This is a genomic window from Colwellia sp. (genome assembly GCF_013214175.1).
GTDB lineage: Bacteria > Pseudomonadota > Gammaproteobacteria > Enterobacterales > Alteromonadaceae > Colwellia.
The window spans coordinates 61,530-83,993 of sequence record NZ_JABSPA010000006.1 but is presented as its reverse complement, the minus strand read 5'-3'; the positions used below and the strand labels follow the sequence as shown (position 1 = coordinate 83,993).

The 22,464-nt window shown below is 38.0% G+C and carries 18 protein-coding genes; 8 read left to right on the top strand and 10 right to left on the bottom strand.

Going from position 1 to position 22,464, the window contains the following annotated elements; all coding sequences use genetic code 11:
- Positions 1-208 precede the first annotated feature (208 nt).
- Both HRT55_RS14730 and HRT55_RS14725 read left to right on the top strand, forming a co-directional pair.
- Entirely contained in the window at positions 209-1,261 is a 1,053-nt protein-coding gene (locus tag HRT55_RS14730; protein ID WP_291622477.1) for a hypothetical protein, read from the top strand.
- Between the two features lie 78 nt (positions 1,262-1,339).
- Positions 1,340-2,404 carry a hypothetical protein gene (locus tag HRT55_RS14725; protein ID WP_291622475.1) on the top strand — a complete coding sequence of 355 codons (1,065 nt, stop codon included), beginning with the start codon at positions 1,340-1,342 and terminating at the stop codon, positions 2,402-2,404.
- A 176-nt stretch (positions 2,405-2,580) separates the two neighbouring features.
- On the opposite strand, the gene HRT55_RS14720 is transcribed toward HRT55_RS14725, so the two are convergent.
- Positions 2,581-4,905, bottom strand: coding sequence for an aminotransferase class V-fold PLP-dependent enzyme (locus tag HRT55_RS14720; RefSeq protein ID WP_291622473.1), 2,325 nt, complete (start codon positions 4,903-4,905; stop codon positions 2,581-2,583).
- A gap of 406 nt (positions 4,906-5,311) precedes the next feature.
- Here HRT55_RS14720 and HRT55_RS14715 point away from each other — a divergent pair, with 406 nt between their 5' ends.
- The gene (locus tag HRT55_RS14715; RefSeq protein WP_291622471.1) at positions 5,312-5,878 is read left to right on the top strand and encodes a lipid-binding SYLF domain-containing protein; all 567 of its coding nucleotides are present in this window, start codon (positions 5,312-5,314) and stop codon (positions 5,876-5,878) included.
- A 79-nt stretch (positions 5,879-5,957) separates the two neighbouring features.
- Here HRT55_RS14715 and HRT55_RS14710 read toward each other — a convergent pair whose 3' ends face one another.
- The 4 genes from HRT55_RS14710 to HRT55_RS14695 all read right to left on the bottom strand — a co-directional run bounded on the left by HRT55_RS14710 (position 5,958) and on the right by HRT55_RS14695 (position 9,782).
- Positions 5,958-6,461: a regulatory protein RecX gene (locus HRT55_RS14710; protein ID WP_291622469.1), complete on the bottom strand. Its 504-nt coding sequence runs from the start codon at positions 6,459-6,461 to the stop codon at positions 5,958-5,960.
- Positions 6,462-6,554: 93 nt separating this feature from the next.
- Positions 6,555-8,465, bottom strand: a complete 1,911-nt coding sequence (locus HRT55_RS14705; RefSeq protein WP_291622468.1) for a nitrilase-related carbon-nitrogen hydrolase — start codon at positions 8,463-8,465, stop codon at positions 6,555-6,557.
- Positions 8,466-8,625: 160 nt separating this feature from the next.
- A complete protein-coding gene (locus tag HRT55_RS14700; RefSeq protein ID WP_291622466.1) occupies positions 8,626-9,321 on the bottom strand; it encodes an LrgB family protein in 696 nt (231 codons plus the stop codon).
- A complete protein-coding gene (locus HRT55_RS14695) occupies positions 9,321-9,782 on the bottom strand; it encodes a CidA/LrgA family protein (RefSeq protein WP_291622464.1) in 462 nt (153 codons plus the stop codon). Before HRT55_RS14695 ends, HRT55_RS14700 begins: the two co-directional genes overlap by 1 nt.
- A 327-nt stretch (positions 9,783-10,109) precedes the next feature.
- On the opposite strand from HRT55_RS14695, the gene HRT55_RS14690 reads away from it, so the two are divergent.
- Both HRT55_RS14690 and HRT55_RS14685 read left to right on the top strand, forming a co-directional pair.
- Positions 10,110-15,323 (top strand): CHASE3 domain-containing protein, encoded by a 5,214-nt coding sequence (locus HRT55_RS14690; protein WP_291622462.1) that lies wholly within the window; start codon positions 10,110-10,112, stop codon positions 15,321-15,323.
- A 2-nt stretch (positions 15,324-15,325) separates the two neighbouring features.
- A complete protein-coding gene (locus HRT55_RS14685; RefSeq protein WP_291622460.1) occupies positions 15,326-16,210 on the top strand; it encodes a protein-glutamate O-methyltransferase CheR in 885 nt (294 codons plus the stop codon).
- A 36-nt stretch (positions 16,211-16,246) separates the two neighbouring features.
- Here the strand turns inward: HRT55_RS14685 and HRT55_RS14680 are convergent, their stop codons facing one another.
- Positions 16,247-18,379: an EAL domain-containing protein gene (locus HRT55_RS14680; RefSeq protein ID WP_291622458.1), complete on the bottom strand. Its 2,133-nt coding sequence runs from the start codon at positions 18,377-18,379 to the stop codon at positions 16,247-16,249.
- Between the two features lie 290 nt (positions 18,380-18,669).
- Between HRT55_RS14680 and HRT55_RS14675 the strand changes: the two genes are divergently transcribed.
- Positions 18,670-18,894: a hypothetical protein gene (locus HRT55_RS14675; protein WP_291615705.1), complete on the top strand. Its 225-nt coding sequence runs from the start codon at positions 18,670-18,672 to the stop codon at positions 18,892-18,894.
- A 15-nt stretch (positions 18,895-18,909) separates the two neighbouring features.
- Complete coding sequence (locus HRT55_RS14670; protein WP_291622456.1) at positions 18,910-19,305, top strand: VOC family protein; 396 nt, start codon at positions 18,910-18,912, stop codon at positions 19,303-19,305.
- 41 nt (positions 19,306-19,346) lie between these two features.
- Here the strand turns inward: HRT55_RS14670 and HRT55_RS14665 are convergent, their stop codons facing one another.
- The 3 genes from HRT55_RS14665 to HRT55_RS14655 all read right to left on the bottom strand — a co-directional run bounded on the left by HRT55_RS14665 (position 19,347) and on the right by HRT55_RS14655 (position 21,129).
- Positions 19,347-20,462 (bottom strand): PepSY domain-containing protein, encoded by a 1,116-nt coding sequence (locus HRT55_RS14665; RefSeq protein WP_291622454.1) that lies wholly within the window; start codon positions 20,460-20,462, stop codon positions 19,347-19,349.
- A 221-nt stretch (positions 20,463-20,683) separates the two neighbouring features.
- Positions 20,684-20,815, bottom strand: coding sequence for a hypothetical protein (locus HRT55_RS14660; RefSeq protein WP_291622452.1), 132 nt, complete (start codon positions 20,813-20,815; stop codon positions 20,684-20,686).
- Between the two features lie 95 nt (positions 20,816-20,910).
- Positions 20,911-21,129: a hypothetical protein gene (locus HRT55_RS14655; protein ID WP_291615699.1), complete on the bottom strand. Its 219-nt coding sequence runs from the start codon at positions 21,127-21,129 to the stop codon at positions 20,911-20,913.
- A 404-nt stretch (positions 21,130-21,533) separates the two neighbouring features.
- Here HRT55_RS14655 and HRT55_RS14650 point away from each other — a divergent pair, with 404 nt between their 5' ends.
- Positions 21,534-21,746, top strand: coding sequence for a hypothetical protein (locus HRT55_RS14650; RefSeq protein WP_291615697.1), 213 nt, complete (start codon positions 21,534-21,536; stop codon positions 21,744-21,746).
- Positions 21,747-21,873: 127 nt separating this feature from the next.
- Here HRT55_RS14650 and ppa read toward each other — a convergent pair whose 3' ends face one another.
- Positions 21,874-22,404, bottom strand: a complete 531-nt coding sequence (gene ppa / locus HRT55_RS14645) for an inorganic diphosphatase (protein ID WP_291622450.1) — start codon at positions 22,402-22,404, stop codon at positions 21,874-21,876.
- Between the last annotated feature and the right edge of the window lie 60 nt (positions 22,405-22,464).

The window sequence follows — 22,464 nt, the reverse complement described above, 5'->3', positions numbered from 1 at the left end:
TGTCGTGTTTTTCTAGGTTGATACACCCATTATAAATAACATCTATTTTCGTTATTCTCATTATAAATACTTGGTCGATGGATAAAAAATAAGCACTATTCTATTGTAATTCAACTGGTCCAACGTCCGATCAGTTGAATTGGAAAACCAATATCAATAATAAAAATATGACGAAATAAAAATAATTATAAAAACTAATGGGGATAATATGAATATAATCAAGATCTCAGCTGCTTTTGTAGCACTCTGCTTAGCGCTTTACTCCGCTACTACATACAGCAAAGCATATAAAATAGTGCTTATCCATGGCCTGCAACCACAACAATTAATATACGACGGTGATGTCACCGAAAGTGGCCAAAACTACTGGAAGGGTTATTGGGACAACTTAAGTGATGCCCGTATTGACTGGCCCTCATATGAGCGAATCGAAGGAAAAATCGCTACAGATTACCTGTGGCCAAAATTAAAGTCTTTTTCAGAAAGTAATTTTTGCTCACCGGGCTGTATCTTTGTCACTCACTCTACCGGTGATCTGGTTGCTCGCTATATTATCGACAACCAAGAGACTTGGTTAGAAAATGCGGGCTTAGCGCCACTTAATATAGTCGCTACTTTTGATATTGCTGGCGCTGGCGGTGGCAGTGAACTTGCCGATTTAGCGGTAAGTGTGGCTCAAGCTACAGAAACATGGACCTTTATTATCGAGGCTGCTTTAGAGGCTTGGTTGGGTGGCCAACTTAGTGATGAAATGGGTGTGCTGCATGACTTAAAAGTCAATAATGCGAGACAACTTGCACCATTACCTGATGCTAGAATTCCGCGTTTACGTTTTGTTGGTGATTCAAGTGAATATTTAGGTTTAACTAGCCCGTTTATTCATGGCCATGATGACGGTGTTGTTGGTAGCCACTCTTCATGTGGTGGTAATCGCCAAGGTAGCTTTGGCAGTTGTAGTGCGCAAATAGCTTTCAACGGTAAAATTTCAAATCAAAGCAATGCTGTATCAGGCTTTATGCCCTATCATTATCCGATGCTTATGGGAGAAGACTATAGCCATGGCTCACTACTTGAGCCAAAGCAGGAAGGTAAAGTTACTGCAGCAAGTAGCCAGAAAAACTTACTATCAGGTGAGGCCATTCATTTTGATACCTACACTCAAACGTTTGGCTGGTGGCTTTGGAAAAGTAATTACCTTTATGTGCAAAATTCCAATGATGACAGCATGTCGACACTAATTTATGACGCGATTCCTAACTAGAAAAAGAGTAATAGCTGTTAATCTTTTAACGAAATGACAAAGGATTAACAGCTTATAATAAAGGAAAGTAAATGAGCTATGAAAAATCAAAAAAATTTAAAGCGGGTGCTGACCATAAGTATTGTTGTTGTCAGTGTTTGGCTTTTTTGGCCATCGATGCCACAGCAACAGCAACAGCAAAACATAACGGTTAATGAGCCTCTTATAAAAACACCATTGATAGAAGCAACAAAACTGCCAGCAGAAAGCGTTAACAAGAATTCATTGCTTGCGGTAATGCCAGAAAAGATCACTTCAAATGCTTCTGCAGCGTTAGTCGCTAAGGTATATGCCGCGGAATTAAACTTTCCCGCATACTCGCAACCTTTGACTGATAATGATTTTGACCGTTTGCAACCAAACCATTTCAACCCACAATCTATACCCGTTGATGATGAAGGCACTCAAGTCACCGCCGCATTATCAAAATATCGTTATACCTACCCTGAGCTGGTATTTGCGACACTTACTGGGGAAAATATTGTTAATGCCGAGCTTCAGCTGGTTGACACTAACACGGGAAATTTATTATTAACTAGCAAGTTCGAACAGGATGAAGATAACTGGTATGCACAACTGGAGGGCAGGCGAGATTTGCCAAGACAGCTGCAAGCTACGATAAAAGCATCTGTTAATGGTAAGAATATTACTATTGCTCTGGCACTCAAATATGTTGATTCAATCGCCACACTAGAAGGCTTCAATTCAGCATTTAACCAAGATGCAGACATGGTGATGCCAGCTAATTTAACTACAAGAGAGCAAGGCCTTTATAGAATACGAGCAAATTTATTTGATGCCAACAACCAGCCCATTGCGCATTTAGTCAGTAAAGAAAAGCTCAATAAAGGCAGCAGCCATATAAACTTAAAAGCTCATCAATCAGTATTGCAAGGCAAGTCGGCACCATTTTATTTGTCGACTTTCTCAATCGAGTTAATGTCGCCAGCACCAGGTGAGCCAACAAAGTATGGTAATAGTGCTATTAAGAAATATGAAATTAAAGAATTTTCCGTATCTAGTTTAAGTGATACCCCTTATCAGCCTTCTGAGCAGGAACAGCAACGATTGTTACTATTGCAGAATATGGCTGAAGGAGGCTAGGTAAAAGACAAGACCTGTTATTTAGAAAACTAAGTTTGCTGCATTTACACAAACTTAATTTTCTAAATCTCTAAATAGAGCACTAAGGCAGTTATTTAGAGATTTAGTCATTACAGTTCTAGCCAAGCGGTAAATTACTTGGCTGGTCCCGTGAAAATTCACCTTTGCATGATCTACTAGTATTGGTGTAAAGCGTAACCACCTTTCAAATGCCCAACCTGTGAAAAACCTAAACGGCTTAGTGCTTGCGCTGCCAAGTGGGAGCGACTGCCACTACGACATACAAGTACCAATGGTGCTTGTTTATAATCTTGGTGTTCTTGCACAAATTGAACTAGTCGAGTTAAAGGTACATTTTCAGCAAAGTTTTCATCGTGCTGTAATGCATATTCATGTGGTTCACGGATATCAATTAATTTAATCGCGTTCGATTGTTTCATCGCTTCAGCTAAGCTGGCACTATCATATTCATGTACAGGTTTTTTGTCGCAAGTACTGATTAAAGCACCACACATAATCTCACTGCCTGACTCATCAATAATAGCTTTATCCATAGTGAATTTTTGCAGTGAAAATGTATTAGCACTAATCTCATTATTGATCACTTGCTTGAGTAAAGAGTTACGTGATATTTCAGCGCTCAGGCTGGTGGTAAATTCGTTATTATAATCGTGGCTAGGACAAATAAGGCTCTGGGTACCAATAAGCTTGGCTAATAACTGCAAGCTAGTAAACATATCCGGAGCACTACTGGTTGAGAAGTTTGTTCGGCCAAGGCTGTCCATCAAGATCAGGTCACCACAAAAGGCATAATGTACAGATAATGCTTCGGTAGAATCTAATACTGGCTCGCACAATAACAGGCTAATACTGTCATCGGTATGCCCAGGTGTAGCGACTTTAACTAACCACTTGTCGCCTAACGTAATGTACTGGCATTCATTGCCATTAATGTTTGTCGTTTGTGCATTAGCGGGCCAGCCAAGGCAGTCACTTTCTTGTTCAGCTAAGCATGTTTTCGCGATACTGTCGCGACAAGAGACATGATCAGCATGACCATGGGTATCAATAACCGCGACTAAATCAAGGCCTCGACAAGTAAGTAATGTTTGCAAGCGATCGGCTACTTCCGGTAATGGATCGATAAATAGTGCCGTCTTAGTCTTGTTGTCGACATATAGCCAACTACAGCTGCCGCCCACTTTAAATTGCATCAGACCATCTAGCTCAGCTTTATCAGCGCTGAGATTTTCGTCCATGCTATTTATGTCAATAGTTAAGCAGCTTTGTTGTAATGCTTGAGCAGCAGAGATAATTCGGCTACAGGTCTGGTCAACTAGAACTTGCGTCATGGCTGGTCCAAACGACATTCGAATTGCCGACTCACTTTGCCATTCGGGCAATCCCATGGCGTCTAAGACGAAACTGCGTGTTACTTTTGAGCTACAAGCCGAGCCTGAGCTTACTCGGACATTGGCTGCGTCAAATAAATCCATGATTTCTTTCGAGCTAAAGCCAGGGATAGCAAAATTAATGGTGGTTGGCACTGAGTTTTCAAAACAATGATTAAAAACGATGTTAGGGAATACTTTAATCAATGCAGCCACTATTTGTTGATGAAATAAGTGCAGCGTTTTCACTGGCGTAAAGCTATGCTCACTTTCGCCGGAGAGCATATCAAATATAACGCTTAAGGCTGCTAAACCGGGTAAGTTTTCCGTGCCTGAACGTAAGCCACCTTCTTGGCCACCGCCGGCAATAACTGGTGTAAAGGGGGCGTTTTCTTTAACGTACATAAAACCAATGCCTTTAGGGGCATAAAGTTTGTGACCACTAAACGGTGCATAGTCGATACTAGTCTGTGCTAAGTTCAAGTCTTGTTTACCTAACGCTTGCACACAATCTACCATCCAAGAAATATTGGCATTATTGGCACGTATGGTTTTGTCTAATAAGTTAATGTCTTGATAGACACCCGTTTCGTTGTTAACCGCCATGGTACAAATCATCAAGGCCTGAGGAACTTCTCTAGCGATAAAGTCCATATCAAGGCGACCCAATTCATCAACAGGGATAGCTTTCACTTCGGCATTTATTTCAAGAATTTCATTCCAGTGCTTAAGTGATTCTGGCACCGCTTTATGTTCGGTTGCACCATAGAGTAGGCAATAGTCCTTACCTTGAGTCACAGTGTCGTTAAGAATTTTTTTAGCATTGATTAGCGCTGATAAAATGGCGGTTTGAATACCTTCAGTAGCACCACTGGTAAATATAATTTTACCCTCGCCAGCACCAACAATTTGCTTAGCTTGCTGTCTGGCTTTATCCATTATCTGTTTTGCTTGCAGCCCGGTAACATGACTACTACTGGGGTTGCCAAATAGCGTTTCCATGGCCGTTAAGGCTGCGGCTGCGGCTTGGGGTAATACTTGCGTAGTAGCGTTGGCATCGAGATAAATTAAGCTGAGTGGTTGCTTGGCAGTGCTAGGTAAATTTGTCATGAAATTCTCTTGGGTTATGCTGTTAGCTCTCACTGCTTATTAGTCGACATAACAGTGATGTATATAGATAAATTATTTCATGTCTTAGTTGGTATATTTTTGCTTACTTGCCCTAAATAAATTGATAGTTTGGTGTTTTATTTTGATTTGTATCAACAAAGAGGAATATTTTTCCTAAATAGCTTGTGTTGCTGGAAGATAAGTTTATCTAAATGTTTTTTTGAGAAATTGAAATCCCATCAGGAATTAACTCATATCGACTGTAGCAGTAACAAAGTTAGAAACTATTTAGCGTGTTTTTTCCTTGGGTAAATGATAAAACTATTAATCTCAATTGGCATAAGATGATGTTGTCTTTATCAGCCTATAAAGTTTTTTATCAATTTTTTAATACGGTGGAGAAAATATGAAAAGGTTACTTTTATCATTAATGGCTGCTGTTATCTTAGCTACTGGTTTTTCCGCAAATGCTGATAACTATAGCCAAACGATTGCAGACTTTAAGTCATCACCAGCGACTAAGGAATTTTTTAACAAAGCTTATGGCTATGCGGTTTACCCAACTATTGGTAAAGGCGGCTTGGGTATTGGCGTTGCTCATGGCAAAGGTCTAGTTTACAAAAAAAATAAAAAGGTTGGTAAAAGTAGCATGACGCAACTGTCTATTGGTTTTCAATTAGGTGGCCAAGTATTTAGCCAAATAATTTTTTTCCAAGATAAACGTTCATTTGATGAATTTACTTCAGGAAATTTCGAGTTTTCTGCTGGCGCTTCTGCAGTCGCACTAACTGCGGCTGCTCAAGCACAAGTTGGCTCTTCAGGCATTAGCTCTAGTCAAGGTACTGATTCGAGTTCAACTAAGCAGAATAAAGCTATATATCACAAAGGTATGGCGGTGATGACTTTAACCAAAGGTGGCTTGATGTATGAAGCCGCATTAGCTGGGCAAAAATATAGTTATAAAGCGCTGTAATGCTGTGCTTATTTTAATGGTGAAATCTCACTATTGCTTGCTGTTTGTTTTAATATTTTTTATTTCAAACAGTGAGGCATTAATTTTCGTTAGATGAATAGCTAACCGCTTTATTGGCGATGGCATAGGAAAACCCTTTCGAGATTAAATGCCGTAACGCTTTCTGTTTTAACTTTATATCTTCAATAGGATCTTCACCAAACTTTCTTATTTTTAGGATTAGCGCTTTATGCAAATATTCTTCCTCGCTTGTTGTTATGGCACTAATACACTCATTGATTACCTGTGATGAAAAACCTTTTACATACAGTTTCTCTTTTATTTTGTTCGGGCCGATTTTTCTCTCTGACAAACTAGCCGTTAAGCGCCCAGCGTAACGAAAATCATCAACAATGCCTCGCTCTATTAAATACGCTAGTGCCGGTTCATTGAACTGGGTATCGTCCTTAAACAATAAATTGGCCTTTTGCAATAATGCTTTAGCTGAGTAATCACCATATCTCTCGATCATCCACTGCATATATGATTTAACACGATCATAAGAGATCACTTGTGGCTTGGTATTTTTCTTTTTGTTATACATGGTAAAGTTAATCCTATCGCTCAGTATCCGTTAATCATTGCAATTACAGCGTTGGTACATCTTTTCTAGTCTTAGTAGTGTTACTTAGCACAATCACTTAGTACAAGCGGCAATAGGATGGATCACGGCTTTAGTTATTTTACCATACTGATGTTTGACCAGAGGTTGATTAATATAGCCATTAAACCTTGGTGCTTGCCATTGGGGCGATAAGGCGGGATCTGTAGTTAAATTGGCAATTAAACCGGTAGACTTCTGCGATTTTACTTTATTTTTATTATAGATATTATTAGCCGCGTTATCGAAAGATAGAGTATTGGTAAAGCTTTTTTCACGACTCGCGGCTACTATGCAAATTCTATTTTCAGCGGCGCGAGATAATAAGTGATATTCAACCTCACACGGCTCTTGAATATCAAAAGGTACCAGTAATAAGTGGATAGCATTTAACGCGGAAATCTTGACTATTTCAGCTATGTTTGCATCATCGGCTGTTAACATAGCAAGCTTAATATTGCCTTGCTCTAAGGGTAAATTGATAATGTTTAAATTATTACCTAATTCAGTCCACTGATATCTTTGACAAAAATGTAATTGCTCTTGTGTAGCTAATAAGCCATGTTCGCTTATTAGCACTGCCTGATGTTTACCCTCAATAATTAAACTTGTGCACAGGTATTGAAAAGGCCTTAACACGGTGCTGACCTGCTTAATGACTTGTTGACTCAAGCTACTAATTTCGGCTCTTTGTTGTGCATCATCAGTGATTGTTTTATCGCCGATGAAAAATAATTCAGGTAATTGAATAATGTCACTGAGGTTGTTTTCAATGTAATGACAAACATCTTCTATGGCTTGCTCATTAGACTTATAGGTTGCAAATATCGCGACATTGGTGGTTACTGGCACCTTATCACTAACATGAACGCTGGCATGTACATTTTCATGCAGAGCTGCTTTTTTTACAGCGGTTGATAGTTGTTGATAAAGTTCAGGACGGCGCTGCTTAATAAGGTTAGTACCATCAGGACGGCATTTATTATTGATGTTGCATTCCGACAAGTCTATATCAGCAAAAACAAAACCTTCTTCGTTGTTGGTTATCTTTGCTAGTACTTTACCTTCGGGAGAAATGATTTGGCTTTGACCTACACCAACAAGAGCTTCTTGTGACTGCCCTTGCGGATTTTCATCAGGTGTTTCATTAGGTTTTCTATCAGGTTTTTCATTAGGTACTAGTAAACCAATTTTATTTGCATTCGCTAAAAATACTTTATTTTCACTGGCTCTAGCAGGATCATGAAAACTACTTTGATCGAGTGCAAATGAATTCATTGAATTACACAATAATTGTACACCACTTAAAGCTAAGCCACGTGATACCTCAAAGGTAAAGCTATCGCTACCGCTCAACAAACCAAGTTTGCCAAAGGGCGTAGTTACCACGTCAGTAATGTGCTCTGCAGTGTTTTCAGTGATCTTTTCAGTAATCTTCTTAGTAAGGTTATCGGCGCTAATAAAAAAATCATTTTCATGGCCAAGCAACATTTTTTTATTTTGTTGCTGAACGAGGTCACCAAGGGGAGAAAATACACACGAAGTGACACTAATATTGGACTTTATCGAACCACCCTGCTTATTGTTCGGAAAGTCTCGTGAAACATCTCTGCGTAAAGTGACATTGATGACAATGTAACAGTTATGCTTTTTCGCTCGCTCTGCTATAGCTTGTAAAAAAGCGCCATCAATAGCTAAGGCTTGCTGCCATGCCTGATTATGATCGACGTAGCAAGGCAGAGCATTAGCAACTTGTGTATTACCAAGTTGTGTATTACCAAGTTGTGTATTAAATAAAAGTGTATCAGTAAAAAGAGTATTACAAAATTCAGGCAGAACAATTAGATCTGGTTTACATACTGCAGCTGCATTTATCACACGAATACAGCTTGCGAGGTTTTCTTGAGTATTTAAGGAGGTGGCAAACTGAGAAACGGCTACTCGCATGATTTATATTTTCCAGATAAAGGAGAAGAGGGGAAATTAGCAAGGTGATTTTACCTTAAAAAACGCTGATCAGGCTAAATTATTAAACTTGTCGGCATTCTTGTCAGCAATAAAGCTGAGCAAGTTAATGCCGTTATCTGTTTGTTGGTAGTTTGGCTAATTAAATGAGTGAATAAAGCACAATAACCAGGGTGGTTAATAAGCCATTTAAACACATAGCCAATACTGAAAATGCGGCACACTGCTCACTAATTTGCACCGCTGAGGATGTGCCTATGGCATGAGAAGCAATCCCTAATGATAGTCCCTTACTGATATCGTGTTTTATTGCCAGTAAGGAAAATAACGGTGTTGCTAAAGCGGCGCCAATAATGCCACTGATTATAACAAAAATCACCGCGATAGCAGGAATGCCACCAACGAGTTTAGTGATATCAATAGCAATGGGCGAGGTGATAGATTTACTGATCATGCTCAACAGTAATGAGCTATCAACCTTGAATAACCAAAGTAATAATAGCGCTGAGCAGGGCGATATTATTGCACCCAGTAGTAAAGGGATAAATATTGCACTTTTGTATTTGGCTAAAACCGCTAAGTTTTTATAGAGCGGCACGCCTAAAGCCACCGTTGCTGGCGCTAGCATCATCATAATTACTTGGCTATTTTGTTGATAATCTTCAATGGCAATATCAAAGACAGATAATAAGGCGACCAATACTAGAGCACTGAGTATCAACGGATGTATTAAAGGGAAATGTTTACAGTAGTGATATAACTTGCTTGATAAGTTAAAAACTGTGTAAGTTATTAACAAATTAAGCGCGAGCATAAGTAACATAGTTGCGCTTGGCATTATTTTTTGTCATCCATCGCTGCATGACATCTTGAACGCTTTGTTGATTCTTGTGTCGTACGTTCAATGAGTTTATCACTGACAATACTGGTCAAAGATAGGGTAACTAAGGTGCTGATAAAAAGTGCCACTAAACAAGCAAGCCAATAATCGGCTAAGGCAGGCCAAAAGAGTGTGATTGTCACCACATAAGGGATGAAAAATATCGCCATGTTTTTTAGTAAAAAACTACTGGCGATATCAAGTGACTCGGGTATTTTCTGTAATAATAAGCAAGCCCCGCAGCAAGCGATTAGACCAAGGATTGCTGGCGGTAATGGGATTAAAGTACTCAAGAACTCACCGATAAGTAAATACAGAAAAATTTGGCAAAAACCTAATGAAATTAATTTTAGCTTTTTTAGCTTAGGTACTAGTTTAGGTGCTAGTTTCGGTATTATTTTAGCGGAGAGTTTGCGCATACCAGTTCCTCATATAACTTTGTCATTTCCAAAATGAAGTCATCAATAAATTATTAACAAGTCTGTAAGATAAAATAGACAGCTAGATGATCACTTTATCTACCAAAGTGATCAAGCTCTTTATATAAAATTATGGCTGTAACCCTACCAGTCAAAAACCATACTTTAGCTATTTTTATTAAAATAGATAAAATGCGGCTAACACTGGAAATTTTAAATCACACACCATAGGCTCTTTCTGCAGTACTTTCATATTAGCAATTGCCATTTTTTCTACTATATTCATAGTGATAATAATAAAAAACTATATGGCAATGGAGTGCGTAAATGCATAGCAAAAAATTTCCAACCTCGAATGATGACACCGCAAACCATCCACTAATTAGACTATTCAGTAGACTCAATACCCGAACAAAAATTCTACTCGGTTTTAGCGTACCTATGTCGTTACTCGTTATTATATGTTCGGTGGTTTATTTTAGTATCGGTGAGCTTATTGAAACCTCAAAGTGGGTAAAACATACTCAAAAAGTGATTGCTGATGGTAAAGAACTTGAAAAGTTGATGATAGATATGGAAACCGGTGAGCGAGGGTTTTTGATCACAGGTAAAGATAATTTTCTTGAGCCCTTTAATCAGGCTCAGAAAGTTTGGCAAGAAAAAAACGAAGAATTACAATTGCTTGTTGCTGATAATGACAAGCAGGTCACTAGACTGAAATTGATTGATGAACTAGAAGAACAATGGTTGCAACAAGCGGCACAAGTTGAAATTAGTGCACGAAGAAATGTAAAGAGCAATGAAGTAAGCCTTGATTATATGCAAAGCACTTTGAGAGCCGGACATGGTAAAGAAATATTAGATCAACTGAGGGTTTCACTTGCGGAACTAACTACTATTTTTGTCCAATCAAATACCTTAATAGGTGAAAATATTATCCTAGCCATAGGCAAAGATTTAGTAGACCAAGAGACCGGGCAAAGAGGTTTTTTAATTACCGGCAGTGATGAATTTCTGCAACCTTACCATCAAGGAAAAGATAATTTTAATCGGCATATGAGCCAGTTAAGGCAATTAATCGACAATAATTACCAGCAAACTAATATTTTAAGCAAAATAGAGCGGCTGGAGAGCAATGCTCAGCAATGGTTGATTAAAGCAGCTGAACCCGAAATAAAGTTACGGGATGAAGTTACTGCCGGAAATAAGCAATTTAAAGATATTGAAGGAACACTTATTCAGGCCACGGGTAAAAGTATTTTAGATAATATCAGAATTGAAACGATGAATTTAGAGAGCCTATTTTTAAAAGCTGAACATCAGCTAGCCATTAATACTTTGGCACAAATATCAAAAAATCTAGTCGATCAAGAAACAGGGCAAAGAGGTTATTTAATAACCGGTAGAGCTGAGTTTTTACAGCCTTATGAAAATGCCAAGGGTTCACTCATTCCGCTATTTAAAAAGCTGCGCGAGCAAGTAAAAAATAACTATAAATCAGCTACTGTGTTAGCACATGTCGATAATATTCAAAACCTCTCTAGTCGTTGGTTGAATGAAGCAGCCATTCCAGAAATTTCTACTCGTCGGGAAATAAACAAAACGGGTTTGTCTACCTTAGAGTTCTTAACTCAGACACTTGATAGAAATGGTGGTAAAGCATTAATGGCTAATATGTTGGCCATTAAAGAGAATTTAAGAGAATTTTTTATAAATAACAAAGATCTGCAAGGGGAAAATTATACCTTAAAACTAGCAAAAGCTATGATTGATCAAGAAGCAGGTGAACGAGGTTTTTTAATAACCGGAGAAGAAAGTTATTTGGTACCTTTTTATCAAGGTAAAAGTGATTTTGAAGCTAGTATGTTGGATTTGATGCTTTATCTTGGTATTAGTAACAGTAACAGTAACAAAAATTACCAAGACCTTAAGGTACTTAAACAAGACTTACTTAAGCTCAGAAATATGCAAGCTAAATGGCATGAGCAAGTGGCTAAACCAGAACTCAATGCCAGGCGAGAGATCGATAAAAAAACGAGCAATAGTTTAATGTTTATTCAGAAAACCTTAACCCGCTCTTCTGGTAAAGATACTCAGGATGAAATACGACAACTAATAGAGCAACTAGACAACTCTTTTACTAGCTCAAATATAATAGCCGCAAATTATTTGTTAACTATTGCCAAAGCCATAGTAGACCAAGAAACCGGCCAACGGGGGTTTTTAATCACTGGTGAAGAGTCTTTTTTAGATCCATACCATAAGGGTAAGTCGGTACTTAGAGAAACTTTTCCTAAATTAAAAAATGTCATTCTAGATAGCTTTGATAAAAACAAAGTATTAGACAAGCTAAGTTTGGTTGCTGAGCTCAACAGTAGCTGGAAAAAACAAGCTGCGCTTCCTGAAATAGAGCTACGTAAGCAGTTTAACCGTGGTGAGATACCTTATGAAAAAATAGTGCACGTTTTATCTCAAGGTCGGGGTAAAGGTATTTTGGATAAACTTCGTTTCGCCTTTGAAGACCTCAAAGCTATTTTCATCCGCGCTGGCAATGATAAGGCACTCTATTTAATCTTGTTATTAGAGAAAGGCATGATAGATCAAGAAACAGGGCAACGAGGCTATTTAGTCACCGGCAGAGATGAGTTTTTACAACCCTTTGAAGATGGACAATTAACGTTTAACCAGCATCTATCAGAGTTAACCGCGCTTATTCAAGCTACTTTTGAGCAAGCCCAAGTGCTAAATCAAATAGAATTCTTACGATTAAAAGCCATAGAATGGGAGAATAATGCCGCAGCACCTGAAATTTCATTACGACGGAAGTTAAACAAAACCAGTGGCAAGATGAGCGATGTTACCGCTTTAATTGAAAAAGAAACCGGTAAAAAGCTTATTGATCAAATTCGTAGCGTTTTAGTTGAATTTGTCGAAACGGAACGGCAGTTAATGTTAATACGAGAATCAGAGGCTGAGCAGGCAGCTAATAATACTGTAACTATCGTCATAGCGGGTTCTATTATTTCCATAGTTATTGCCTTTCTTGTCTCATTACTTGTGTCAAATAGCATTGTCCGTAAACTTGCCATGTTAGTTAAAGCGACAGAAAAAGTCACTCGAGGGGATTATGAACGACAAATATTTATCAGCTCCTCCGATGAATTTGGTCAATTGGCGTTGTCATTTAATAATATGACAGCCCAGTTAAAAGCAAGTACCGAGGAGATGAGTGATCAAAATCAACGGCTCAGTGCATCAGAAGAAGAGTTAAAAGAGCAAAGTGAAGAGTTAAAAGCTAGTAATGAAGAACTTGAGGAGAAACAACAAGAGCTCAGGGCCAGTAATGAAAGTTTAGCCTTACAACAAGACTCGTTAGAGAAGCAATCTAAGAACTTACTTAAGTCAAAACTCATGCTGGAAGAAAAGGCTGAGCAACTGAGTTTAGCCAGTAAATATAAATCTGAGTTTTTAGCAAATATGTCTCATGAGCTGCGCACACCACTGAATAGTTTGCTTATTTTATCTAAGTCTTTATATGAAAATAAACAAGGCAACCTAACTAAAGATCAAGTAGAGGAAGCTAATATCGTCTATCAAGGCGGGCAAACCTTGTTAACCCTGATCAATGACATTATGGATTTGTCGAAAGTAGAAGCGGGAATGCTCAGTATTAATCTAGATTCATTTTTACCGGGGGATGTCCGCGATAATCTAGATGCGCTTTTCTCTCCGGTGGCTAAGGAAAGAAAACTTAACTTTGAAATTCATGTAGATGACCGCCTTAATCAAGATATTAAATCGGATAAACAGAGGCTAGAACAAATACTTAAAAACTTTTTATCCAATGCCTTTAAGTTTACTGAACATGGCTCAGTTAGACTGGATATCCACCCTTATACCGCAGAAAATCCCTTGTTGCTGCCTGTCGATGCAAGTTATGAACAAAAAGTTTGTTTTACGGTTAGTGACACAGGTATAGGCATTCCAGAACAAAAACAAAATGATATTTTTGAAGCTTTCCAGCAAGCTGATGGCTCTACCAGTCGTCAATATGGTGGCACTGGCTTAGGGCTTACTATTTCAAAAGAATTGGCTGCTTTGTTGGGCGGTAAAATAGAGATGGTCAGTGGCGTTGGTAATGGTAGTCGCTTCACCTTAATTTTACCTTTAAATATGGAAGAAAAGCCTGAGCAGGTATTAAATAATCCCGTTGCTAACTTAACTGCTGTGCCCTTTAATTTTGACAAGCAAGCTAGTCAGGATAAGCTGGCAGCCTTCAACCAACCACAACAACAAGAAAATCAATCAGTAAGTGACTGGCTTGAAGATGACAGGCACAAAATAACTGCAAAAGATAAAACCTTACTGTTAATTGAAGATGATCATGCCTTTAGCCAAGTACTAATAGACTTAATCCACAATTTAGATCTTAAAGTAATCGCAACAAATAAAGGCCGCGAAGGAGTATTGCTAGCGGTGGAACATGTACCGCAAGGAATTCTTCTGGATTTAGGTTTACCTGATATTGATGGTTTACGTGTGCTGGAACAACTCAAACATAATTTGCAAACACGTCATATACCTGTGCATGTTATTTCTGCTGGCAATAAGAAAATGGAATCATTACATTTGGGAGCACTGAGCTACCAGCAAAAACCGGCTGACCCTGCGGTAATAACATCTACTTTACAAGAGGTTTACGATACCTCAAAAGTTGAAATTAAATCTATCCTCGTTGTTGAGGATGATTACGGCAGCCAACAAGCTATAAAACACTTAATTGCCGGACGTGATACCGAACTCAGTTTTGCAGCATCGGCAAAAGAGGCGTGTGAACGGCTCTCGTCTCAATATTTTGATTGTATAATTTTAGACCTAGGTTTACCCGATCTCAGTGGTACTGAATTAGTAAAAACCATTAGTGAACAACCTGGGGCTAAAAATGTACCTATCATTATTTATACAGGCCAAAGTATTACTCAAGATGAATACCGAGTATTAAATCAATTTACCCCATCAATTGTGATCAAGGGTGCTGAATCGCCAGAACGTCTACTCGATGATGTCAGTTTATTTTTACATCATGTTGGGGAGAAATATTCTAATAAGCAACACGAAACCTTACAAATGCTACATGACGAAAATGCCATGCTGGCGGGACGAAGAGTTTTAGTGGTTGATGACGATATGCGTAATGTTTTTGCCATTACTCGAATATTAGAGCAAACCGGCATCGAGGTTATTCAAGCCGAAAATGGTCAAGTGGCGATAGATTTGATTGAGAAATCAGAACAGCCGATAGAGCTCATTTTGATGGATATTATGATGCCAGTAATGGATGGCTTTGAAGCGATAGCGCGCATTCGTAAAATGGAACACTATCAAGATATTCCAATCATAGCCCTTACAGCCAAAGCCATGCCAGGAGATCGTCATCATTGTATTACTGCCGGTGCCTCTGAGTATTTGACTAAACCGTTAGACATGGACAAGGTCTTATCAATGTTGAGAGTCTGGCTTTATCGTAGGATGACTAATTAGTTATGACAGATTTATTATTAGAGCAAAAAAATAAAGAACAGTGCAATTTTTTATTGTCTATGGAAGAGCGAGAGGAGTTGGAGGTCGAGCTATTATTGCAAGCCGTCTTTCAGCTTTATGGCTATGATTTTCGTCATTATGCCAAAGCCTCGTTATACCGCCGAATAAAAAATTTGCAAGGACGAGAGCATAAAAGGTATATATCAGAGCTAACCAGCGCGATTATACATGACAAGTATATATTTGACCGCTTCCTGCAAGAAATGTCTATTACTGTCACTGATATGTTTCGCGATCCGCAACTATTTAATTTACTAAAAAATATAGTGATACCCAAGTTGCAAACCTACCCTAGTATCAATATTTGGATTGCCGGCTGTGCAACTGGCGAGGAGGCTTACTCAATCGCCATACTGTTACATGAGGCAGGGTTATTAGAACGTAGCCGAATATATGCAACAGATTACAATAACAGCTCCATAGCCATTGCGGAAAAAGGTATCTATCCGCTGAAAAATATCCGTAAATATAATGAAAATTACTTAGCTGCGGGCGGGCAAAGTTCTTTTTCTAGTTATTATCATCAAAAATATGATGGTGCTTTGTTTGATAGTTTTTTGCGCGATAAAATAACCTTTGCCCAACATAATTTAATGAAAGATGAAAGTTTTGCGCAAATGCATTTAGTGTTATGTCGGAATGTGATGATTTATTTTGATAGCCATTTGAAAAATAGAGTTTTACATGTAATAAAAGATAGTTTGGTGCAACGTGGTTTTTTAATGCTTGGCGATAAAGAAACCCTAGAATTAACCGATGTTACTTACGATTTTGAAACTATGTCACCAAGATCACGTATTTATCAAAAAAAATTACAGTTGGATTAACTAGCTAGCTAATTAACTAAGTGGCTATAAGTCCGGTTATTGTACTTTGGCTGTTAATGAGTGTATTTCATTATTGACTGTATGGTTGGCTAACAGCAGCGCTTTAATCTGTTCTTTCGGGATGGGTTTACTGAAATAAAAGCCTTGGATTTTATTACATTTTAGCTTTTTAACACTTGCTAGTTGGATGTCATTTTCTACGCCTTCAGCCACCACATCCATATTAAAAGCCTTAGCTATTGTCATAATGGCCTGTACTAAAGCGGATGTTTTTTTACAGAAACCTAAGCGCTTAATAAAATCGCGATCTATTTTAATAATATCAAAAGGTAAGTTTTGTAAATAATTAAGCGATGAATAACCCGTACCAAAATCATCCAAGGCTAAGCTAAAGCCCATTGATTTCAACCTTTGTATGGTCTTGATGACATAATCAGAATTATTCAAAAATGCAGATTCTGTCAATTCAAAGGTCAATTTTTTAAAGGGGAATTCAAACTGACATAAGACACTTTCGAGTCGATCTAAAAAGTCATGAGCATTAAGTTGCTTGGCTGATAAGTTCACTGCTAAAGTTAAATGTTGAGTATCGGCAGATTTTTGCCAAGACTGTAATACTGCACAGGCTTTCATTAATACTTGATAGCCCAAATCGTGAATTAAGTGAGATTGCTCGGCAATAGGAATAAACTCCGCAGGAGAAACAGGAACTTCGCCACTGGCTAGTTTAGGCCACCTAACTAAAGCTTCAAAGCCGACAAAGCTGTTTGTTTGTATGCAAAATTGACCTTGATAGTGAACGTCTAACTCATCTCGCTCTATGATAACCCTTAGCCTATTTTGGATTTGAGCTGTTTTTTGGGCATGCTCTGACATTGCAGGCACAAAAAGTTTATAGCAGTTTCTACCAGCTGATTTAGCTTCATACAGAGCTATATCAGCCCATTTTATTAAGGTGGTTTTATCTGTCTTACCATGTACGCTACGGGAAAGGCCGATACTGGTTTCAATTGATATCTCCTTATCTTTAAGCAAAAAAGGTTTAGAAATTAGTGTTACTATTTTTTTTGCCAGTTGCTCAGCATCAATACTTGATTGACATTCTTCAATTAAAATAGCGAACTCATCTCCGCCTAGACGGGCAGCAATATCACTTTCTCGTAATATCGACTTCAAACGTTTAGCCACCTCTTGTAGTAGTTCATCACCAACATCGTGCCCCAAAGAATCATTAACTTGCTTAAAGCGATCTAGGTCTAATAGCAGTAATACTACCGTGGTATTTAAACGTGTTGCTCTACTCAAAGCTCTTGATAAATTATCGTGAAAATTTGCCCTGTTGGCTAATTGAGTTAAGGCATCATAATTGGCTAAATGAATAAGGCGCTGTTCCATTTCGAGACGGGCACTAATATCTTGAAACAATACTATCATTGAGCTGTTTACTTGTTTCGTAGCTGAAGTGCAGGTCAATTCAACCGAGTATTTTTTGTTATTAGCATCATTGATGGTACTGATAAATTGCTGGTATAGACCTGACTCATGGGTTTTACTTTGCAGGTAGGTAAATAAGTCATCATATTCTGGTTCAGGCTCTTCTCCTTCAAACCAGTCATTAAAATGGCTGCCAATTATTTCACTTGAATCGGCATTGAACAATTGGCAGGCTTTGCTATTAATAAACTGAATGTTACCTTTATTATTAAACTTAATAACCCCCTGGCCGGCGGCTTCTAAAATGGCTTCTCGTTCACTTTTTAAATAGTTGGCCTTATTTTGTAATTGATTGATTTTGACAAATTGTCTTACCTTATTGAGTAAAATAGTACTGTCTATAGGTTTGGTTAAATAATCAATTGCGCCAACTTCGTAGGCACGTAAGATATCGTTTGTTGATGAGTCGTGTGCGGTTAACATGACTATTGGCGTGTGTTTATGAGCTTTTGTTGATGAAATAAGCTCAGCGACTTCATAGCCATCCATACCTGGCATGTTGACATCAAGTAATATCAGTGCAAATTCATTATTAAGTAATTCGGATAGCGCCTGACTACCTGAGCAGGCTTCAACGAGTTGAGTATTTGTTAATGGTTGTAAAACCTTGCTTATGGCAAAACGGTTATGCTGAATATCATCTACGACAAGAATCTTGCTAAGTTGTAAATCCATTTAAAACCTGCCGTAATTTGTATCTAAGGGGGAGCGAGAAAAGAAGTACTATTAGTGTAGACCAAATGGGAAATTTCGTGATAAAACTTATTAAATCTTGAACTTACTAAGCTTGGGTTCAAATAACAATGCTGATTTAGCTTAAATAAAAACACTAAAATAGTGATTATTGATCTTTTTTAATAATTATTTCTTATGGGAAATATTACGGTTTAGTGATAAAGCAGTAAAGATAAATACCTAGCTATACTTAACTTAGTGGTTAATCAATTGTTAACTAGGGGTCTATTATGCATGTACAAATTTTAGTAACACACACCGATTTTTGTTTACCTAACCTAAAGCGTGAGCTCGACGATGTTGGTATAAATTACTGCGTTGAATATATTGAAGATAATCCTGAATTAGTTGAATCGCATCATATACGTCACTCACCCAATATACTGATTAATGGTAGTTTGATATTTAGATCTCAGCCGAGTGTCGGAGAGTTACGAACATTTTTCTTAGGTTAGTTGGGGGCATTTATTATGGCCTGCTTAACTCATATCGCCTTGCATGTTAAAGATGTCGCTAGCTGTGTCACTTTTTACCAAGACTATGCCGGCATGGAGTTAGTCCGCGAGAGGCATGTGAATGGCAAAGACATTATTTGGTTAGCAGAGCCTGGTAAAGCGAAGAAATTTATTTTTGTGCTCTTACCTGGCGGACCTGGGCATCAACAATCATCAATGGACTTTTCACACTTGGGCTTTGCCTTAGCAAGTAAGCAACAAGTCGATGCTATAGCCAATAAAGCTAAAAGTGACGGTCGACTGTTGTGGCCAGTTAAAGAAGAGCCATACCCCGTTGGCTATTATTGTGGGGTGTTAGACCCTGATGGCAATCGAGTCGAATTTAGTTATGGTCAGCCATTGGGCGGATAGCTAACTCAACTCAAAAAGCAATTAAATAACCGTGGCTATAATCAGTTAGAGCTTATTACTTTACGGTAAGTAAGTTTTGAAAATATTTTCTTATTACGATTTCTATACCTGTATAAGTAAAGACCGGAAAAAGCGAGTATCAAAGGACTTAAACCCAAAAAACACCATATTAATTGGCTAGTCAAACCAGCAAAATGGCCAAAGTGCAGCTTTCTAAAGCTATCAATAGTTACATGTAAAGCATTCGCTGATCTAACATCTTGTGCATGTAGCATTTTCCCCGATTTTTTATCGTAAGTAATAGTGCTCGAATAATCACTGTTTAGTGGGTTAGCCGAAGCAACTTTACCATAAAAGGTAATATTCATTTCGGGCTCATAGGGCATTAACAGATAGGTAGCCTCAAAATCTTTAATATAATTTTTATTACTGTCATGCAGTTGCTGGATTGAAAGTGACTGATCATAAAGTGTTTTGTTAATTAAATAGGGTTCTTCAATAATGTGCTCTGAGACTTCATGAACGACTTCTGCTATGTTCCAGTAAGCTCCGGTGAAAGCCAATATAAGTATGACCGGAGAACTCGAAATACCGACTATTTTATGCAGATCGCTAAAAAATATCCTGCCTGCTTGTGAAAACCGTAAAGTAAAAAAGTTTAACCAAAATTTACGATATAAAATTAGGCCACTGATGCCTAGAAATAATAACAACAACGAGACTATTGCACCTAAAAACATGCCATTGGTATCAAGCAGTAATTTAAAGTGTAGATCAAGTAACCAATCGGTTAAATCGTCCGATAAGCCGACAGGCTTGGAGAGAAGTTCTCCTGTGTATTGATTAAGATAAAGTTTAGACCAAGTATTTGATTGATGTTTGATCAGGTAAGCGGTATCCGTTCTTTGCTTATCATCAAATATTTCCCAACTGCCAATTTCATGATTTGGGTATGCTATTTTTACCTTTGCCATTAAAGTATCTAACGGTAAACGAGTGACAGGTGAATTACTGGCAACCATCATTTTTTCCGGCATTAACAAGGTATCTAATTCAACCTTGAAAACTAAAATACTGCCGGTCAAAGAAATGATAAATAAAGGTAACATGGCAATAAGTGCACCATAGGAATGCCATTTATATAATTTTTTTCTCATACTTTTCACTTGGTTTATCTAATTAGTCGTTCACTTTTTTTGTAAGCGCTATCATAGGTGAATTCGAAAGCGGTGTAAACGCAAATACAAGTAGAAGTAATTCCTATTTACTAATGTTTGTTTGATGGTGAGTCGTAACTTACCAAATGTCTAGAAAAGTTAGGCAAGTCTAAGTCATTGAATATTAGCTTATGTATGTAATTTACTTTAATTACAATTAGTTACCGTGGCTGTTTGAGCAAGTAAGTTAATTCGATGGTGGCTTGGCGTAATACTGACTCAAAAGCTAATAAGTCAGCTAAACTTCTGCGCATCGCTGGAGCATAGGTGAAAAGACGGGTAAAAATTGCCACTCTGATCTTTAATGGGCACCGAGCCGGCAACCATAGCATCGACAAATTATTCGTTGTCAGTTCTTAACTCATTTTGCCAAACAAAGCGGTAAATACTACAGGGTGTATATTTCTGAGTCCGAACGCTTGTGCATTTCCCCTCTGGTTAATAGCGCATTAACAGCGGTTTGTACTTGATCAATATTATGTGCATATCTTTCATTAGCAAGCCATTGATTACATATACGCTGCACTGAAGCCGATGCTTCTGGGTGCACTGATAGATAATTGATAATGCCTGTTTGGATTTCACTGTGAATGTCATTCATTTTCATAATGATTGCCCTTAATGTGTAGCGTTTCATATATATACCCAAGCGACTTCAATATGTTTGTTTCAGGACGCCTGAGCGATTCATGATCAAGGCGTGTATTTCATTAATGGTTATTCCCTTAATGAACTACGCAACGATGAACATGATTTGCTCAGACGCCCCAGAATGGCTGGTTTAGAAACGCTTTATCCATCGTTATTGATTTCGACCAGGGAATAACCATTCTCTTCAATCAATGCCTTGCCTAAATACGTTTCTAATTCTAGCTGAATCCTGCATATTGAGGTGGCTTGGGTATAAGCTTAGTGTATTTAGGGCTTTTTTTCCTACCTTGATTTTTCTGAAAATGTGCAATTTCGTTAGTGGTTTTTTCACTTAAGCGACTATTATTAAATGGGGGCGATATGAAATATGACCGAAATAAAATAGCAATTGGACATTACTTGTCTAAGACCAATATCCATTTGCGTGATGACAATGTGAAAATAGCTTTTGGTGATGAGTTTGATATAACGGATGTATTAAAAAACAATCAAGTTGAAATTTTATTCCACCAAAAAAACTACACTTTTGATAGGGATATTTTAGAGGGCGCAATTATCGCTTTAAGCCACTAAGTGCTTTAAGCCACAGTTACATTAGGTCACTAGCGAGTTGATAAATTTTGCAGGTAGTTACCTCCATGGCTAGCTATGGCTAAATTTTATTTATGCTGTAGCTATTTTTTAGCTATTTTTTAGCGCTTTATTTAGCTAATGCTCTGTCATAACTAGTGAGTATTTCCTTACGGGCTTGTTCAATGCCTTGCCACCCTTCTATTGTTACCCACTTATTTTCTTCAAGTTCTTTATAGCGTTCGAAAAATAAGGTGATTTGTGCCGTTAATAGTTTAGGTAAGTCGTCGACATCAACGATATCTTCATACTCCCCACTCAAGCTTTTATGGGGTACGGCTATTATTTTGGCATCTTGCCCCGATTCATCGGTCATTTTTAATACCGCGACTGGCCGGCAGCGAATCACACAACCTGGCTGTAAAGGGAAGGGCGTTGGTACCAAAACATCAAGAGGATCGCCATCGAGGGAAAGGGTATGATTTATATAACCATAGTTACAGGGATTATACATGGGTGCTGACATAAAACGGTCGACAAATAAGACGCCAGTATCCTTGTCGACTTCATATTTTATCGGTAAGGCATTTGCGGGTATTTCAATAATGACATTAATATCATCAGGCAAATGTCTACCTGCGGGCACAGTATTTAAACTCATATTAATCTCCTATTATTCACCTAAATTAACTTAATCATTAAAAGAATAGCCTAAAAATCA

Excerpts from the sequence above, each read along its gene's own strand:
- HRT55_RS14690 (WP_291622462.1), top strand. The coding sequence starts at position 10,110 with ATGCATAGCAAAAAATTTCCAACCTCGAATGATGACACCGCAAACCAT.
- HRT55_RS14670 (WP_291622456.1), top strand. The coding sequence starts at position 18,910 with ATGGCCTGCTTAACTCATATCGCCTTGCATGTTAAAGATGTCGCTAGC.
- HRT55_RS14655 (WP_291615699.1), bottom strand. The coding sequence starts at position 21,129 with ATGAAAATGAATGACATTCACAGTGAAATCCAAACAGGCATTATCAAT.
- HRT55_RS14675 (WP_291615705.1), top strand. The coding sequence starts at position 18,670 with ATGCATGTACAAATTTTAGTAACACACACCGATTTTTGTTTACCTAAC.
- HRT55_RS14665 (WP_291622454.1), bottom strand. The coding sequence starts at position 20,462 with ATGAGAAAAAAATTATATAAATGGCATTCCTATGGTGCACTTATTGCC.
- HRT55_RS14705 (WP_291622468.1), bottom strand. The coding sequence starts at position 8,465 with ATGCGAGTAGCCGTTTCTCAGTTTGCCACCTCCTTAAATACTCAAGAA.
- HRT55_RS14730 (WP_291622477.1), top strand. The coding sequence starts at position 209 with ATGAATATAATCAAGATCTCAGCTGCTTTTGTAGCACTCTGCTTAGCG.
- HRT55_RS14715 (WP_291622471.1), top strand. The coding sequence starts at position 5,312 with ATGAAAAGGTTACTTTTATCATTAATGGCTGCTGTTATCTTAGCTACT.
- HRT55_RS14680 (WP_291622458.1), bottom strand. The coding sequence starts at position 18,379 with ATGGATTTACAACTTAGCAAGATTCTTGTCGTAGATGATATTCAGCAT.
- HRT55_RS14685 (WP_291622460.1), top strand. The coding sequence starts at position 15,326 with ATGACAGATTTATTATTAGAGCAAAAAAATAAAGAACAGTGCAATTTT.
- ppa (WP_291622450.1), bottom strand. The coding sequence starts at position 22,404 with ATGAGTTTAAATACTGTGCCCGCAGGTAGACATTTGCCTGATGATATT.
- HRT55_RS14695 (WP_291622464.1), bottom strand. The coding sequence starts at position 9,782 with ATGCGCAAACTCTCCGCTAAAATAATACCGAAACTAGCACCTAAACTA.
- HRT55_RS14700 (WP_291622466.1), bottom strand. The coding sequence starts at position 9,321 with ATGCCAAGCGCAACTATGTTACTTATGCTCGCGCTTAATTTGTTAATA.
- HRT55_RS14725 (WP_291622475.1), top strand. The coding sequence starts at position 1,340 with ATGAAAAATCAAAAAAATTTAAAGCGGGTGCTGACCATAAGTATTGTT.
- HRT55_RS14710 (WP_291622469.1), bottom strand. The coding sequence starts at position 6,461 with ATGTATAACAAAAAGAAAAATACCAAGCCACAAGTGATCTCTTATGAT.
- HRT55_RS14720 (WP_291622473.1), bottom strand. The coding sequence starts at position 4,905 with ATGACAAATTTACCTAGCACTGCCAAGCAACCACTCAGCTTAATTTAT.
- HRT55_RS14650 (WP_291615697.1), top strand. The coding sequence starts at position 21,534 with ATGAAATATGACCGAAATAAAATAGCAATTGGACATTACTTGTCTAAG.